This window comes from Chondrinema litorale (assembly GCF_026250525.1).
Lineage (GTDB): Bacteria > Bacteroidota > Bacteroidia > Cytophagales > Flammeovirgaceae > Chondrinema > Chondrinema litorale.
The window spans coordinates 1,263,538-1,278,349 of sequence record NZ_CP111043.1 but is presented as its reverse complement, the minus strand read 5'-3'; the positions used below and the strand labels follow the sequence as shown (position 1 = coordinate 1,278,349).

General features: G+C 36.2%; 21 protein-coding genes. 18 read left to right on the top strand and 3 right to left on the bottom strand.

The window, feature by feature from the left end; translation table 11 throughout:
- Positions 1-34: 34 nt before the first annotated feature.
- Positions 35-484, bottom strand: a complete 450-nt coding sequence (locus OQ292_RS05290; RefSeq protein ID WP_284685013.1) for a hypothetical protein — start codon at positions 482-484, stop codon at positions 35-37.
- A gap of 5 nt (positions 485-489) precedes the next feature.
- Complete coding sequence (locus OQ292_RS05285) at positions 490-711, bottom strand: hypothetical protein (RefSeq protein WP_284685012.1); 222 nt, start codon at positions 709-711, stop codon at positions 490-492.
- A 183-nt stretch (positions 712-894) separates the two neighbouring features.
- Here OQ292_RS05285 and OQ292_RS05280 point away from each other — a divergent pair, with 183 nt between their 5' ends.
- The 17 genes from OQ292_RS05280 to OQ292_RS05200 all read left to right on the top strand — a co-directional run bounded on the left by OQ292_RS05280 (position 895) and on the right by OQ292_RS05200 (position 13,351).
- The gene (locus OQ292_RS05280; RefSeq protein WP_284685011.1) at positions 895-1,116 is read left to right on the top strand and encodes a VOC family protein; all 222 of its coding nucleotides are present in this window, start codon (positions 895-897) and stop codon (positions 1,114-1,116) included.
- A gap of 61 nt (positions 1,117-1,177) precedes the next feature.
- The gene (locus OQ292_RS05275; protein WP_284685010.1) at positions 1,178-1,327 is read left to right on the top strand and encodes a hypothetical protein; all 150 of its coding nucleotides are present in this window, start codon (positions 1,178-1,180) and stop codon (positions 1,325-1,327) included.
- 86 nt (positions 1,328-1,413) lie between these two features.
- Complete coding sequence (locus tag OQ292_RS05270; protein WP_284685009.1) at positions 1,414-2,277, top strand: AraC family transcriptional regulator; 864 nt, start codon at positions 1,414-1,416, stop codon at positions 2,275-2,277.
- A gap of 3 nt (positions 2,278-2,280) precedes the next feature.
- The gene (locus OQ292_RS05265) at positions 2,281-2,988 is read left to right on the top strand and encodes a CTP synthase C-terminal region-related (seleno)protein (protein WP_284685008.1); all 708 of its coding nucleotides are present in this window, start codon (positions 2,281-2,283) and stop codon (positions 2,986-2,988) included.
- 142 nt (positions 2,989-3,130) lie between these two features.
- On the top strand, positions 3,131-3,760 hold the full coding sequence (locus tag OQ292_RS05260; protein WP_284685007.1) for a hypothetical protein: 630 nt from the start codon (positions 3,131-3,133) through the stop codon (positions 3,758-3,760).
- Positions 3,761-3,775: 15 nt separating this feature from the next.
- Positions 3,776-4,207 (top strand): GNAT family N-acetyltransferase, encoded by a 432-nt coding sequence (locus OQ292_RS05255; protein WP_284685006.1) that lies wholly within the window; start codon positions 3,776-3,778, stop codon positions 4,205-4,207.
- Positions 4,208-4,296: 89 nt separating this feature from the next.
- Positions 4,297-5,382 carry a DUF6688 domain-containing protein gene (locus tag OQ292_RS05250; protein WP_284685005.1) on the top strand — a complete coding sequence of 362 codons (1,086 nt, stop codon included), beginning with the start codon at positions 4,297-4,299 and terminating at the stop codon, positions 5,380-5,382.
- 24 nt (positions 5,383-5,406) lie between these two features.
- A complete protein-coding gene (locus tag OQ292_RS05245) occupies positions 5,407-6,318 on the top strand; it encodes a hypothetical protein (RefSeq protein WP_284685004.1) in 912 nt (303 codons plus the stop codon).
- 107 nt (positions 6,319-6,425) lie between these two features.
- Entirely contained in the window at positions 6,426-6,836 is a 411-nt protein-coding gene (locus OQ292_RS05240) for a hypothetical protein (RefSeq protein ID WP_284685003.1), read from the top strand.
- 502 nt (positions 6,837-7,338) lie between these two features.
- The gene (locus tag OQ292_RS05235; protein WP_284685002.1) at positions 7,339-8,760 is read left to right on the top strand and encodes a pyridoxal phosphate-dependent decarboxylase family protein; all 1,422 of its coding nucleotides are present in this window, start codon (positions 7,339-7,341) and stop codon (positions 8,758-8,760) included.
- Between the two features lie 52 nt (positions 8,761-8,812).
- Complete coding sequence (locus tag OQ292_RS05230; RefSeq protein WP_284685001.1) at positions 8,813-9,202, top strand: tautomerase family protein; 390 nt, start codon at positions 8,813-8,815, stop codon at positions 9,200-9,202.
- 2 nt (positions 9,203-9,204) lie between these two features.
- The gene (locus OQ292_RS05225; RefSeq protein ID WP_284685000.1) at positions 9,205-10,107 is read left to right on the top strand and encodes a helix-turn-helix transcriptional regulator; all 903 of its coding nucleotides are present in this window, start codon (positions 9,205-9,207) and stop codon (positions 10,105-10,107) included.
- Between the two features lie 60 nt (positions 10,108-10,167).
- Entirely contained in the window at positions 10,168-10,623 is a 456-nt protein-coding gene (locus OQ292_RS05220) for an SRPBCC domain-containing protein (RefSeq protein WP_284684999.1), read from the top strand.
- 136 nt (positions 10,624-10,759) lie between these two features.
- Positions 10,760-11,428: a LysE family translocator gene (locus OQ292_RS05215; RefSeq protein WP_284684998.1), complete on the top strand. Its 669-nt coding sequence runs from the start codon at positions 10,760-10,762 to the stop codon at positions 11,426-11,428.
- Between the two features lie 57 nt (positions 11,429-11,485).
- On the top strand, positions 11,486-12,160 hold the full coding sequence (locus OQ292_RS05210) for a SidE phosphodiesterase domain-containing protein (protein WP_284684997.1): 675 nt from the start codon (positions 11,486-11,488) through the stop codon (positions 12,158-12,160).
- A gap of 97 nt (positions 12,161-12,257) precedes the next feature.
- Positions 12,258-12,743, top strand: coding sequence for an RNA polymerase sigma factor (locus tag OQ292_RS05205; protein ID WP_284684996.1), 486 nt, complete (start codon positions 12,258-12,260; stop codon positions 12,741-12,743).
- Between the two features lie 5 nt (positions 12,744-12,748).
- Positions 12,749-13,351: a hypothetical protein gene (locus OQ292_RS05200; RefSeq protein ID WP_284684995.1), complete on the top strand. Its 603-nt coding sequence runs from the start codon at positions 12,749-12,751 to the stop codon at positions 13,349-13,351.
- 243 nt (positions 13,352-13,594) lie between these two features.
- On the opposite strand, the gene OQ292_RS05195 is transcribed toward OQ292_RS05200, so the two are convergent.
- The gene (locus OQ292_RS05195) at positions 13,595-14,395 is read right to left on the bottom strand and encodes an SDR family oxidoreductase (RefSeq protein ID WP_284684994.1); all 801 of its coding nucleotides are present in this window, start codon (positions 14,393-14,395) and stop codon (positions 13,595-13,597) included.
- 123 nt (positions 14,396-14,518) lie between these two features.
- Here OQ292_RS05195 and OQ292_RS05190 point away from each other — a divergent pair, with 123 nt between their 5' ends.
- Positions 14,519-14,701, top strand: a complete 183-nt coding sequence (locus OQ292_RS05190; protein ID WP_284684993.1) for a hypothetical protein — start codon at positions 14,519-14,521, stop codon at positions 14,699-14,701.
- Positions 14,702-14,812 lie beyond the last annotated feature (111 nt).

The following is a 14,812-nucleotide window of genomic DNA, read 5'->3' as shown; positions in this document are numbered from 1 at the left end:
CCTCAAAAAAAATCTCCAAATAATTCTGGTTTATTTACTCCTTAATAGAGGTCTTTTTCCTAACATGGTCAAGCAAGTAATTCTCTGTAATTAATTTGTTTTCGAGTAGTAAAAGCCTTGTTTCGTCATATACTTTTTGATCAATCAGACCAAGTGAAAGCAAATCGTTGAGTGTTTTTAGGCGATGTTTACCAAGTACGCTTCTTTTGTCATGAATTAAACCATATTCAATTTTATTAGGTAATGGTAACACCCAAAAAAATCCGCCTTCATTATTTGGTAAAGATTCATCACTTTGAATGGCTGCTTCAAGTTTAAAACCTCTAAAGTTTTTTGCCCATTCTTCGTAGCCTGCATCACCTTGATTAATTAGAGATTCGTTTTGTGTACTATCTGTTTTTGATGAAAATTTTTGATTTATGTAATCAGATTTCGCTTGAAAACCAGAACGATATAAATACTCAAACCAAAATATGTTGCCCAAAAACTCTAAGATTTGAGAAGGGTAAAACCGTTTGTTTTCATCATTGTAATTTGATCTTTTTTGTCTGCGAAAAGTATTGTTGTGTGCAAAGAATCCCTCCCTTTTTCAGATAGGATTTCTACTTCGTAAAGTTGCTGTGCGATGTGAATAGCTTCTTCTTTACTAAGGGTTTGGCTAAAAGATTTTCCCATAAAAAATAGTAGTATAACAGTTAAATACAGTTTCATCTGCTTTGTGAATTGTGATACCAAGAAAGACCTTAGCTCCATACGGGATTTACGTTGTCTAGAATTTCTGGAAAATCTTTGAAAAATTTGAAATGCGTGACAAACCCTTGTCACTACAGGTGGGTAATTTCGGAAAGTAAATAATTATCTGAAATTTTTAAGAGCTAATAAAACCTAAAAAAGATGAAAAAAACAACATTACGCGGTGTAGCCACAATAAGTTTTTGGGCAGAGGATGTAGAAGCTGCTAAAAAATGGTATGCTGAATTTCTGGATGTAGAGCCCTATTTTCAGCGAGAATACAATGGCAAACTGGCATATGTGGAATTTAGACTGGGAGATTACCAACAAGAGTTGGGTATTATCAGCAGCCAGTTTAAACCTAAATGGCTAGTGCAACCATAGGTGTGCAATACTCTATTGGCATGTAGAAAACCTAGCTACCACAATAGATAAATTGAAGCGGATGGGTGCGGCAGAATATGAGCCAGTTACGCCAAGAGGCGAAGGTTTTATTACCGCATCGCTGGTCGATCCTTTTGGAAATATTTTGGGTATTATGTACAACCTGCATTATGTAGAAATGCTATTCGATAAGTTGGAAGCGCAAAACTAATTGACAAAAACAGGCTATTCTTTTGCCAGTAATGGGTACGAAAATGATATATTTGATAAAAGCATTGAATATCTAAAGCCCCTAAAATGCAAGGTAAAGACGAAGCCCTGTTGTACAAATTCAAAAATGCAGATGCTACCGAATTGCTATCAGCGAGGTATGTAGCTCAGAAATTTCCGAAGCATTACCACGAAACTTATTGCATTGGAATTTTAGAAGAAGGGGCAGAGGTTTTGTCTTTCGGTGAAAACGATTTAGTAGTTACAGCCAATTCCATTATCGCTATCAATCCTTACGATGTGCACGAAAATTATGCATTAGACCGCTTTGGTTGGAAGTACAAAATGATGTATATCAATTCAGATTTAATGGGCTACGCGGCTGCTTGTTTGGGTAATCGATTTGCTGCAAAAATTAATTTCACCCAAGCTGTGTTCGAAGATATAGCGATTTTTAATTCGATTAGTCAGCTATATCATCAAGTGGAAAATAAGCAAGAAGCAACGACTGAGGCATGGCTAATCGAGACATTGCAAAAGCTGATTATCGGTTATGGAAAAAGCACAAAACCAGACTTTGAGCCAGACAAACACACACAAGAAATAAAAGCTTTTTTAGATGTGAATTTCGAAGCTAAGTTTGAGCTAAATCAGCTTGCTCAGCAATTTAAAACAGATAAGTACAAACTCATTAGGCAGTTTAAGAAACACACTGGGCTTACTCCCTTGTCTTATGTTTTATTACAACGAACCAACAAAGCCAAAACATTGATTGCACAAGGAGAGTCAATCAGCCAAACTGCGCTAGAAACTGGCTTTTACGACCAAAGCCACTTCGATAGGTACTTTAAAAAGTATGTAGGAGTTACGCCAGTTTCTTACCAAAAGACTTGCAATATTTTCAAGATTGAGCGCATAATGGCATTTAACTTCGCCAAAATAAATCATTAAAAAATGAAGAAAACCATAGGTATTATTGGCGAATACAACCCGGAGTTTCCACCACATACAGCAACAAATGAGGCCATTCAACATGCAGCTAAAAAATTAGATTTAGTTGTCGATTTTGAGTGGGTTTCTACTGAAAGTATTCTGAGTGATTTTGGAAGCTTAGTTACTAAATACAATGGTTTCTGGATTGCTCCCGGCAGCCCTTATAAAAACATGGGAGCTACCTTGGAGCTCATTCAATATGCTAGGCTCCATAATATACCAACACTGGGAACTTGTGGCGGTTTTCAACATATGGTGATAGAGTTTGCCAGAAATGTTTTGGGAATTACCGATGCCGAACATGCCGAATACGATCCGTATGCATCTAGGTTAGTAGTGAATCATCTTACCTGTTCATTGGCCGGACAAACATTAAAAATTAGCTTAAAAACGGAGGTTTTACCCCAACACAAATCTTTGGTGTATCAACTCTATAATGAGACAGAAGCCATCGAAAAATACTATTGTAACTTTGGTTTAAATCCGGCATATCAAGCGCAATTGCACCAAGCAGGTTTTAAAGTGGTAGGCACAGACGAAACGGATGAAGCCAGAATTATGGAGTTGCCTGCACATCGCTTTTATATAGCCACTTTGTTTGTGCCACAAAATTCTTCCACATTCGAAAAACCACATCCCTTGGTTTCAGGTTTTTTAAGTAAATTGTAGCAGATTCGCTTAAAAATGCGTGTTTATGTAAGAAAATGGGAGAAGCTTTACATAAAAACTTTATAAGTTAATATTAAAAGTTCTCACTTCTACTTATTTTTATGGAAATTAAATCAACCTGGTGAGCATTAACTAAAATAAAATGAAAAAGTCCTACCTTATCTACTTGTTACTAACTACACTGTTTCTTGCCTCTTGCGACAAAGAAGAGGAGATTTTACAAGAATTTTCGCTCGAAAATCCCGATCAGTTTAGTAATGAAGACTACAAGGTATATAGTGCGGCTTTATCAAATTATAACACCTCAGAGCTCATCGTAAAGCAACAAACATCTAATCTTACCATTTCTGCAGAAACCTATCAGTTTGTGTTTCAAACAGAAAATTCTGATAGCCTAGATATGAACCTTTATCAAAACTTTGTAAAGGCAAACTCTGGAAAATCTTTGTTAGATCAGCAAATTGTGGTTTCAGATAAAATCGTGAAGTTGATTTCTAATAATGAGTATGGATTTTATTTCGAATCGCACGACACCCACACTGCTTGGAATCTCTTTACAGAGGATTACCCGAATACAACTGGTTACTATATCGAAGTAAACAAAATAGCTTACAACGACGACAAAACCAAAGCTTTAGTTGGGCATCAAGACTATTGGTTTACTGAAAGTTATGGCGAAAATGAAACCCACAAAATTGGCTGGATTACCTACCTGCAAAAAATCGAAGGCCAGTGGAGAATCATAAGATCAGGTACTTATAATTTCTTGTAGTTAATCTGCCTTTGTTTGGATATAAGTATTTCTGACGCTGCACCTCAAGATTATGCTGAACTAGAAAAGTTATATCTGCAAGTTCGGCAACAAACATTTTTTTGGCTAGATAAAGATGCACTCCAACAAGCTTCATTTATAGCAGACACCAAAGGCGAGTTGATATTGAAAGCCCAAGTACAAGGAGAAATTGTGGGTTTTATATCTGTTTGGCAGCCCGATAACTTTATTCATCATCTATACATTAAAAGTGATTTTCAGAGAAATGGAGTAGGTAGAGCTTTATTGCAAAAAGCCATTTCTATACTAGATGGCCCTGTTACACTTAAATGCTTGCAACAAAACACTTCGGCAGTAAACTTCTATCTAAAAAATAATTGGCTCAAAAAATCAGAAGGCTTTTCTTATGAAGGTATGTACATTTTGTTTGAATATAAAGGTAGGTGAATATTATCTAAATTGGGCAATTATCAAAATTCTATGAGTTTTGGGCGTTTTATTTTTAATTATCTTACTGATAGCTGTAATTTTTTTTCATGGAAGCCATTTTTATAGCCTTATTTTTTGCCCCAGCATTTCTTATTACGCTAGAATTTTTGTGGTATATTTTTACCAAAAAGCATCTATTACATATTGCATTGTTTAGAATTGCAGAACTGGCATCCGTTGTGGCATTGCCTTTTTTGTATCTCATCGTATCCGATTCTGGAGAGAGGTTAGATTGTTGTAGTGATGATGTTGTGTTTTCTCCCGATCACCGATTAACCATCTATTGCTGGATTCTCCTTGGAGGGCTTAGTTATTTCTATTGCTCTTATAGAAGAAAAGTAGCAGCTCCTTTGGCAGAAGTTGTAGTAAATGCCTTGTTGCTAATAGGCATTGTACTGAATGTTTTGATTGGTTATCATGCAGATGAATTTTTATGGATACTAGGCAATCTGCCAATTATTTTACTTTTTGTTCTCCGATTGATAAAGAATCAATATCAGCTTTTTGAGGCGGGTGAAATGGGTACTTATCAGGTAGCTGCACCAGCCGGCATGTATGTGTGGCAAGTGCTAACAGCGAAACCATTTATAAAATATCCTATTCTGCTTTTGCTGTGTTTGCCTGTTATTATGTTGGTAACTGCTATACTCATATTGTTTGGACAAAAGCCAGACTCTGCCATCGAGGCGTTTACACAGACCTATTATAAAGGCTTTTCGCAAATAGATCATTTGTGCGCAAATGTAACTTGCGGAGGGCATTATCTCTGCTCTGTGGCAGCTAACGGACATGCACATGTAGTACAACCAGTGCGCTATGGTACTAGAAACAAAGGACGTATTATCTGCAATAGACAATTGTTAGTATCAAATGCTTTCGAAGAGTTGCTAGAAGAGAAATTTCCGAGGTTGCATAAACTGATTCGAAGTAATTACAACAAAGTAGGCGATGTAGTGCACCAATATTATTACCTCTTCGAAAATAAATACCTTTCAGATTTTATCTATTTTATGATGAAACCACTAGAATGGATATTTCTACTAGTGCTTTACACCTGCGAGCCAAACCCAGAAAACCGAATTGCTACCCAATATTTAAAACAAGAAGAAAAAAAGCAGTTGAGGGGAGAGTGAAAAATAGTTACTAAGAAATAATACATGCAAGTAAAAATATTATTGATATTTATCTTTTTCGTTTTTGCTACTCTAAAGACTTATAGTCAGGATATTTCAATAGAGATAAATGGTGTGTTTGATGATACTTTAAAGTTGGTGGATGAAACACAGCCATTAAAAATTAAGATTGAAAACAGTAAAGATATAGAAGTTAAAAGTTTTAGAATTATACACGCTAAGGTTTCTATAGAGAATGCTGTAACCATAAAAAGAACTGTAAGCGATATTAAATTTCTACAAACAGAAGTAGAAGTGAATCTCCCTAAAATTCAGAAAAACGATATTCTTTATTTTTTGATTGACTATACACAGCAGACACAACCTGATATAATCACTTTTGAGGTTCAAAAAGTAGTAGGAGAGACAAAAATATCTGCTAGTAAACCATACTATTTAGAAGTAAATGTTTTTGATAATGAAACTCAAATACGAAATTCTGAGAAGTATATTTCAATAGTAAAAAACTGGAAAACTAAGGAAGCTACTCAATATCACATACAAACCACTGAAGGAACACCTTTTACTGAAAATATAAAAGCTAATAGATATTATTTTTTACAGATTCCAGATTCGTTAAAGTTGGAATTCTATTATGATGAATTAGCTATTCATGAAACTTTTGAGTTACCCACATCTCTGTTAAAATATGGTGGAGTTATACACATAGGTATTGTAAGAGATACTGAGATGATGTTGGAAAAATATCAAGATATTTTAAATGATACATCTACTTCTGTTGAATACAAAAGTATTTTAGGCAGTATACTTAAGACTAAGACGGTTTTTGAGAGCTTTATTTTTATATCCTATCAAAGATTTCCAGTAGAAAATAGTGAGTGCTTAAGTCATTCTAGTTACTTACCGTTAACTAAAAAGCAGAAAAAAGGAAAGTAAACTCAATTGGCTATCATTTCTAAAAAAACAGCTTTTTCTAATCAATTTTAGTGTTTTTTGCTTAAGTTTAGCTCATTGTTTCTTGTTAAATTTTCTCTGGTCAAATTATGAACTTCTTTAAATCATCTCCATTTTTTTTAGCTATTCTGCTAATTATAAACATCAGTTGCACAGACCAAAACGATGAGCTTACCGAAGCTAAATCGCTACAAGGTTTATGGGTCGATATACAGACCGGAACTGATACATTGGTTTTTGATTACTGGGGAGATGGAGATGAGGTGATGTACTTAAACAGAGCTAGAGAATTGAGAGATGGCCATCTTTTACCAAAATCCAAGGCAGGTTCTTACGACTATGAATTACTAAAAAATGAAATCTCACTTCGCTGGCATCTATCGAGTAACTCTGCCTTTAATCAATTTTCTTTCGAAAAAAATGGAGATCAATTAGTTATTGGCAACTTCTACGACGACACCGCTTTCGGAACCAAGATGACTTTTAAAAAGATAGATTGATATTAGTTATATAGGATTAAGGTATTCATTTTCAGATGGATACCTTAATTATTCCCCTCCCTTGTCTACCCATAGTACACATTTTATTCGCGTGTTGTTAACTATTTGTCTACTATAAATATTAGCATCTCGTTTGCCTTCCCGCTTCTTTTGCATCATCGAATTTCCTCAACCATGTATCAATCTCTACTGGCGGAATTCAAGAATGTAAAAGATTAAACCCATGAAGAATTATAATTATCATAGATACAATTCATTTGCAATCGACTTAATGCGAGGATTGTTTGTTACGATTTTTATTCTGCTTGTACTGTTCTTTGTTTCGGTAACTTCGGCATCGGGGCAGCATGTTAGCAACAAGATGGAGTCTTACATAGCTGCCAAACAACAGCGCGTATCTCACAAAAGCTATATTTATCTTGTTACTTGCGCCGAATGAACTTAAAATTGAGTAGCAAAGTAATATTACTTTAAAACAAAGATCAACATAAACTGAAACTGAATGAACGCAAGGCTAAACAATGATCTGAAAGACACAGAAAGCCTGTTAAATGCAGCTTTACAAGTGGGCTTAAAGTATCTGGCAGAGCTAGACCAGGTACCTACTTCTATAAAAGTATCAGAAGAAGCAAACATGCCTGAGCTATCTGCCGAAGGCAAAGGAGGGCTCGCTATCTTACAAGAGTTTAAAGAAAGATTCAGTGAAATGATGGTGGCATCAGCCGGACCGCGTTACTGGGGATTTGTAACCGGAGGTACTACTCCTGCTGCTATTATGGGTGATATGTTGGCTACGATCTACGATCAAAATACACAAACATTAAAAGGGCATGGCGATGTTTCGGGCAAAGTAGAGTTTGAAACGGTGCAGTTACTACTCGATTTATTTAACCTGCCAAAAGATTATTTAGGTGGGTTTGTAACGGGAGCAACTATGTCAAACTTTACCTGTTTAGGTGTGGCGAGGCAGTGGTTAGGCAAAGAGCTAGCAATGGATGTCGCTAAAAACGGCATGCAATCAACCTTTAAGGTTTTATCGGCAGTACCTCATTCATCGGCTATAAAATCGCTGGCCATGTTAGGTATGGGCAGCGCCAATGTACAGTTGGTAAAAACCATAGCGCCGACTCGCGAGTGTGTTGATCTGGAAGCTTTAGAAGCAGAAATAAAAGCATTAAACGGTCAGCCTTTTATTTTGATTAGCAGTGGTGGAACAGTAAACACAGTTGATTTCGACGATTTTAAAGGCATTTCTAAGCTAAAAGAAAAATACAATTTCTGGTGGCATGTAGATGCTGCTTTTGGTGGTTTTGCGGCTATTTCTCCGAGTTATAGTCATTTACTAGACGGTTGGGAAAATGCCGATAGTATTTGCATAGACTGCCATAAATGGTTAAATGTGCCTTACGAAAGTGCTTTCTTTTTTGTGAAAGAGAAACACAAGTTTTTGCAGGTAGAGACCTTCCAAAACTCAAATGCTCCGTATTTGGGCGATCCTTTGGAGAATTTCAATTTCCTAAACTTTCTGCCTGAAAACTCGCGCAGGTTTAAAGCTTTGCCAGCTTGGTTTACTTTAAAGGCATATGGAAAAGATGGCTACCAAGAGATTACCGAGCGAAATATTAGACAGGCAAAACAATTGGGCAGTTTTATAAATGAGTCAAGCGCTTTTGAGTTGTTGGCACCAGTTAGGTTAAATACAGTTTGCTTTACGTTGCGGGGCGAAATGAATGAGGCAAAAATTCAGGCTTTTCTGGACACCCTCAACGACAGCGGAAAAGTTTTTATGACACCCACTTTCTTTAATAAGCGAAAAGGAATTAGGGCTGCATTGGTAAACTGGCGTACTACAGAAAACGATGTATTAATCGTACAGCAAGAAATGCAGAAAGCATTCGATCAAATCAGCAAAATGTCTTTTTAATCATTATTTTAGCTATTTACTTTTCATCCTATACCAGTAAATAAAAAAGTAAATGTCTCAGGTAAAGATTTATGGTTTAAGAAGCCATCTTAGTGAAATAAAAGCAAAGCTTTCAGATGTAATACACCAATGTGTAGTGGAAGCTTTGCAATTTCCCCAAAACAAGCGGGCACACCGTTTTATCAATCTAGAAAAAGACGATTTCTACTATCCCGAAGGGCGAACAGATGCTTATATTATTATAGAGTTTATGATGATTGAAGGCAGAACTGTGGAGACCAAAAAGAACCTCATTAAAATGCTTTTTGAGCAAATTAGCAGTCAGCTAGGGATTTCTGTAACTGATATAGAAATATGCATTATGGAGAGTCCGGCGGCAAACTGGGGTTTTCGTGGCATGACTGGCGATGAGGTGAGTCTTAATTATAAGATTGATGTTTAAAGATGAAGCAACAAGAGTTAATATCTGAATATGGCAAAACAGTAAGCACACACTGGCAAGTAGAAGGTATTATACTGGGACATGCTTTGTCTACATTTAATTCACTCACCAGTTTTAGCGCTAGCCGACATGATGCCGACGTAGTACGCTTACACTTTGGCTTAAAGGGAGATTACAACTTTTCTTACAAGCAATTAGGCAAAAGCTTCGACCTAATTGGCGGGCACCATAACCTCATGTATTCCCGAAATTTTGATATGGAGGTGAATAACAAAACCCTAGAAATAGAGACATTCGGTGTGAGTTTTCCCAAAGAGGTTTTTCTTAAGTTTACCGAAAATGCCAGCGATACTTTAAAGTGGTTTTCTGAGAGTATTTTAAAAGGAGAAAGTGTTATTCTTTCTGATGAATGGGGTTCGATAGATGCGGGTATACAACAGGTAATTCAGCAAGTGATAAACTGCAAATACACTGGCGATCTGGCAAATTTGTTTCTGTATTCTAAGAGTATTGAACTATTGGTTTTGTCTGCCGAAGCTTGCGAAGCAGCTAAAAACAGGAAAGATGCTTTTATCAGAAAAAAGACAGACAAAGAGAAGTTAATTGCTGCCAGAGACATGATAAACGAGCGCTTGCATTGCCCGCCAAACTTGACCGAAGTGGCTAAAAGTGTAGGTTTAAATGAATATAAATTGAAGCGCGGTTTTAAAGAAACATTCAACAATACAGTGTTTGGTTATTTAACCGATCAGCGACTAAATCTAGCTCAACAATATTTGCGAGACACAGAAAAAACGGCAGCTGAGGTAGCTTACGATTTGGGCTATTCTTCGCCACAGCATTTCAATAATGCATTTAAAAACAAATTTGGCATCACTCCCGATTCTGTTAGAAAAAATCCATAATCTTCAATTAGCTGTTTCAGTTCTCCTCTATTTTTGAATGTACACTAAACGATAAAATAAATGAATCAGCTTTTGGTAAAAAATAGCATCACGATCAATGCAAGTGCCGAAGAAGTATGGGATGCACTCGTTAACCCTGAAAAAACAGCGCAATATATGTTTGGTTGCAAAGTAGACTCAGACTGGCAACAGGGAAGCCCGGTGTTATGGAAAATGCTTTACGAAGGGCAGGAGATTGTTCCCGTAAAAGGAAATTTGTTGGTGTATCAGCCATATAGTTTGCTCAAGTACACAGTGATTGAGGGCAATCCTTCTTACCCAGATATTCCCGAAAACCATTTAAATGTAATTTATGAGTTGGAAGAACAAGGCGAGCAAACAGTTTTGTCTGTGATGCAAGATGGTTTTGAAACTGCGGCTGATGGCGAAAGAAGATATAATGATGTTTACAACAATGGAGATGGCTGGAACCCAATTCTAACCCAAATAAAAGGAATTGTAGAATCTGCCAGTTAACATTAAGTTTGTGATAAGCACCAAACAAGCGAGCAAAGAGATATACATTTCTTTGCTCGTTTTTTATGCTAAAGCCAAATGTTTTACAAGCCTTTTTACTAGTTTTAACTCACTCCTAATTTTTAATAATAAAGAAATGCTTGTATTTCCTGAACTCGAAAACATTCTTCTGTTTATAACCGCCGCTACTATTTTAATTGTTATTCCCGGACCTGCTGTATTGTATATTATGGCTAAAAGCATGGAGCAAGGTTACAAAGCCGGTATTGCTTCTGTGTTAGGTATTGGTTTGGGTGGTATGGTTCACGTAGTAGCTGCAGGTGTTGGTGTTTCTGCAATTTTGGTCGCATCGGCCACTGCATTTTCAATATTAAAATACCTTGGTGCTTTTTATCTAATCTATTTAGGCATTAAAAAACTGTTCGATAAAACACCCTTCCATCAGCAAATACAAGTAGAGAAAAAGAAAGTCTTATCACGTATTTTTTATGAGGGAATTATCGTGAATGTGTTAAACCCCAAAGCGGCAATCTTCTTCTTTGCATTTTTACCTCAGTTCATCAGTGTGGGGAGAGGCGGAGTAACTTCACAGATTTTTATTCTGGGCTTCCTCTTTATTTTAATAGCACTTGCTAGCGATTTAATGTATGTGTTTATCTCTGGTAAATTTGCCAATTGGATGCGTAACAGTGCTTTTTATGCCAAATTCCACAAATATATTATTGGCTTTATCTATATCTTTTTAGGGCTAGTTACTTTAACTGCAAGCCAGCCATCTAACAATGTTGCTGCTAAGAAGGGGTAAACGATTATATACTTCTTGTGTAGTTCACTTCAATGTAAAATCAGAAAGCTAAGATAAATGAATAATTATAAGGAGAGTTGGGCAGGATTTATATTGGAGTTTGAAGAGGCAATTTTACCAATTTATCAAAGACATGAAGAAGAGTTTGACTACTTCGGGTTTCATGGAGTAAGGCATGTTTCAAGAGTTTTGATTTTTGCAGAATTGATGTCGAGATATTATTACAAGTATTCTAAAGAGGATATTGATTTTTATGCCATACGAGTGGCTGTCGCTTTTCACGATTCAGCCAGAGAAAACAACGGAAAAGATTATTGGGAAAAGCAAAGTGCTGAGAAGTGTTTTGCTTACTTAGTCGAAAAAGATTGCGATGAAACCTATGCTAAAAAAGTATCAAATCGAATTATAAGAGATAAAAATGGGGTAGTCGATTTAATGGATCAAATAGTTTATGATGCTGATGTTTTAGATATAATAAGACTTTTCGTGGATTCGGGCTTTGGCTGGAAGAAGTTTAGGCAGAATGAATTTATTTTTTTGACAGATAACCGCATTGATTCAGGTAAAAACAAGCTAAATAAAGATCGGGAGAAATTTGTTCTTGAAGCATGGAAGTTTATTAGCGAGACTGAAAAAGCTATTACTAATAATAGAGGCTTAATAAATAGTTATCTAAACCATATTATTAATAACAATGAGAGCTACCCTTTCATGGCCTCACTTCTTAATTGAAAGCGTATATTCTAACCCCCTCCCTCTAAAAAATTTTCAGCTTTTATGTGATTTATTATTCCCTTCCTAAACTAATGGAGTGTAATAGATTGAAAAGATGCAGAATAAGAGCGAGTTTATCAAAATTGTAAAGCAAAACGAAGGTATCATTTACAAGATATCTAGAGTGTATACGAACGATGAGGAAGACCAGAAAGACCTTTATCAGGAAGTGGTATATCAGCTTTGGAAATCTTTTGGCTCCTTTCGTGCCGAATCAAAAGTGAGCACTTGGATGTACCGCATTGCATTAAACACTTCTATTGCATGGCTCAATAAACGCAAGAGAAAACCTCATAAAATAAGTATCGATTTTGAGCTACATAACAAAGCAGACGAAAAAGATACCTTGATGGAAGAGCGATTAAATGTGCTGTATGCACAAATAAAGCAACTCGGTGTAGTCGATAAGGGGCTTATCCTGCTCTTTTTAGAAGGTAAAAGCTATGAGGAGATTTCTCAGATTACCGGCTTTACTAGCAGCAATGTGGGGACTCGATTGGCCAGAATTAAACAAAAATTGAAAAAACGCATCCTAAAATAAAAGATATGGAACTAGAAGAAATGCAAAACCTCTGGACAGAAATGAGCCAGAAAATGGGAAAACAGCAAAGTCTAACAGATAAAATAATTACAGATATGATACAACAAAAGTACAGAAACAGGTTCGATAAAATCTCCACTTACGAAACCATAGGCGCAGTAGTTTGTTTTATTGCCGCTATTTTAATGATAGTAAATTTTGGCAAATTAGACACATGGTACTTTGTGTTGTCTGGGGGCTTTTCTATCGCTTATTTATTGGTGCTACCAGTTATCGTATTGAATTCTCTCAACAAAATAAAAAGGTTAAATATCGCCCAAAACACATATAAGCAAACCATATTGGCTTTTGCCAAAGCGAAAAAACAATTGCTACAAGTGCAAAAAACAGGCATTTACCTCAATGTGATTTTTGTAGCAGTGTTTATGCCTGTAGTGGGAAAATTATTCCATGATAAAGATGTGTTTCTAGAAAGCAACTTGGTGTACATCTACATTCCATTAATGATGGTGTTCCTCTTCTTCTTTTCTAAATGGGGTTATAGTTGCTACACAAACATCACCAGCTCAGCAGAAAAAGTACTACAAGAGCTTGAAGGGAATAAATAAGCTTGATATAGTGGCTTTTATTAAAAGAAGTTTAAGATTGGCCTTGGACAAATCACGTTTAGAATTTTTGTAATGAATACGTCAAAAAAAATCCTGTGTTTGAGCGAAGCGAGCGTCAGCCGCTGCTGTTTTGGATTTTTTAGTAATCATGTAGAAAATTTAGTGAATTTGTCCACAGCCTTGACTTTTTGGCGGTCGGCCGCTGCCGTACTTTTGAGTCAAGTCAAAAGTACTTAAATCAGTTTAACCATTCCCAATAAATCCAGGGTACAGCGTCATGCAGCCATCTACATAAATGGTAGTTCCATTTACATAATCAGATTCGTCTGATGCGAGCCAAACTGCTGTGTTGCCAATATCTTTGGGCTCGCCCAAGCGTTGGTAGGGGATAAGTTCGAGCAGTTCTTTGCGCTTTTCTTCATTCTGCCAAACTTCTTTGTTAATAGGCGTTTTTATCGCACCGGGGCTAATGGCATTCACGCGTATTTTATGATGTGCCAATTCTTGCGCCATGGTTTTCATCATCATCATTACACCACCTTTAGAAGTGGCATAATTAATATGTCCAGCCCAAGGGATAATGTCGTGTACAGAGCTCATGCAGATAATTTTTCCTGCTGCTTTAGATCGATTTTTTACTACGCCTCTTTTTATAAACTCTTTGGCTGCAAATTGCGCACAGAGAAATTGTCCGCTCAAATTTATATTGAGTACCTGTTGCCAGTCTTTAAAATCCATTTCCAGAAAAGGAGCATCTTTTTGTATGCCGGCATTGGTTACCATAATATCTATGGTACCAAAAGCATCCAGAAATTTTTTAAACATGCCTTCAACCTCTTCGGGATCACCTACATTAGCTTGTAAAATAATTCCTTCGCCACCGTTTGCTTCTACCTCTTTTAGAGTTTCTTCTGCACCTTCTGAATTTTTGTAATAGTTTATTCCAACCTGTGCACCTTCTTTAGCCATGGCAATAGCAATGCCTTTACCAATGCCAGAGCTGGCTCCAGTAATTAGTGCTTTTTGTCCTTTTAGTCTTTGCATAGTGTTTTTCATAGTTTAGACACAACATGAGTCATGCCCTGTGTTCTAGTTTCAGTTTGAAGTAATAACAATATGGGGGCTTGCCTGTTTAGCATGTATTAATAGAATTTAAATTTACTAGCTATGAAAACTTCTTATAAAGTAGTAGCCATACTTGCTTTAGTATTAGGCTCTTTGGCACTTTTTGCCTTTTTAATGTTTTATGTTGCGATAGTTTGGTTGGCTATTTTGCAAGTCATACTTTCTGTCATGATAATTATTTTTTGTGTTAAATACTTCCGTTTACACAAGTTAAGCAGTGATTGATTAAGTGCTTTGTGAGCTTATCAAAAACACAATTCAACTGTAATTGCGGGGAATAAACTGTAATTACAGTTGCGTATTAGTATAATGGAAAGGTTTGCTTTTAGGTTATTT

What these genes read in the sequence shown, in the direction of transcription:
- OQ292_RS05285 (WP_284685012.1), bottom strand. Translation starts at nt 711, where the DNA reads ATGAAACTGTATTTAACTGTTATACTACTATTTTTTATGGGAAAATCT.
- OQ292_RS05280 (WP_284685011.1), top strand. Translation starts at nt 895, where the DNA reads ATGAAAAAAACAACATTACGCGGTGTAGCCACAATAAGTTTTTGGGCA.
- OQ292_RS05275 (WP_284685010.1), top strand. Translation starts at nt 1,178, where the DNA reads ATGGGTGCGGCAGAATATGAGCCAGTTACGCCAAGAGGCGAAGGTTTT.
- OQ292_RS05270 (WP_284685009.1), top strand. Translation starts at nt 1,414, where the DNA reads ATGCAAGGTAAAGACGAAGCCCTGTTGTACAAATTCAAAAATGCAGAT.
- OQ292_RS05265 (WP_284685008.1), top strand. Translation starts at nt 2,281, where the DNA reads ATGAAGAAAACCATAGGTATTATTGGCGAATACAACCCGGAGTTTCCA.
- OQ292_RS05260 (WP_284685007.1), top strand. Translation starts at nt 3,131, where the DNA reads ATGAAAAAGTCCTACCTTATCTACTTGTTACTAACTACACTGTTTCTT.
- OQ292_RS05250 (WP_284685005.1), top strand. Translation starts at nt 4,297, where the DNA reads ATGGAAGCCATTTTTATAGCCTTATTTTTTGCCCCAGCATTTCTTATT.
- OQ292_RS05245 (WP_284685004.1), top strand. Translation starts at nt 5,407, where the DNA reads ATGCAAGTAAAAATATTATTGATATTTATCTTTTTCGTTTTTGCTACT.
- OQ292_RS05240 (WP_284685003.1), top strand. Translation starts at nt 6,426, where the DNA reads ATGAACTTCTTTAAATCATCTCCATTTTTTTTAGCTATTCTGCTAATT.
- OQ292_RS05235 (WP_284685002.1), top strand. Translation starts at nt 7,339, where the DNA reads ATGAACGCAAGGCTAAACAATGATCTGAAAGACACAGAAAGCCTGTTA.
- OQ292_RS05230 (WP_284685001.1), top strand. Translation starts at nt 8,813, where the DNA reads ATGTCTCAGGTAAAGATTTATGGTTTAAGAAGCCATCTTAGTGAAATA.
- OQ292_RS05225 (WP_284685000.1), top strand. Translation starts at nt 9,205, where the DNA reads ATGAAGCAACAAGAGTTAATATCTGAATATGGCAAAACAGTAAGCACA.
- OQ292_RS05220 (WP_284684999.1), top strand. Translation starts at nt 10,168, where the DNA reads ATGAATCAGCTTTTGGTAAAAAATAGCATCACGATCAATGCAAGTGCC.
- OQ292_RS05215 (WP_284684998.1), top strand. Translation starts at nt 10,760, where the DNA reads ATGCTTGTATTTCCTGAACTCGAAAACATTCTTCTGTTTATAACCGCC.
- OQ292_RS05210 (WP_284684997.1), top strand. Translation starts at nt 11,486, where the DNA reads ATGAATAATTATAAGGAGAGTTGGGCAGGATTTATATTGGAGTTTGAA.
- OQ292_RS05205 (WP_284684996.1), top strand. Translation starts at nt 12,258, where the DNA reads ATGCAGAATAAGAGCGAGTTTATCAAAATTGTAAAGCAAAACGAAGGT.
- OQ292_RS05200 (WP_284684995.1), top strand. Translation starts at nt 12,749, where the DNA reads ATGGAACTAGAAGAAATGCAAAACCTCTGGACAGAAATGAGCCAGAAA.
- OQ292_RS05195 (WP_284684994.1), bottom strand. Translation starts at nt 14,395, where the DNA reads ATGCAAAGACTAAAAGGACAAAAAGCACTAATTACTGGAGCCAGCTCT.
- OQ292_RS05190 (WP_284684993.1), top strand. Translation starts at nt 14,519, where the DNA reads ATGAAAACTTCTTATAAAGTAGTAGCCATACTTGCTTTAGTATTAGGC.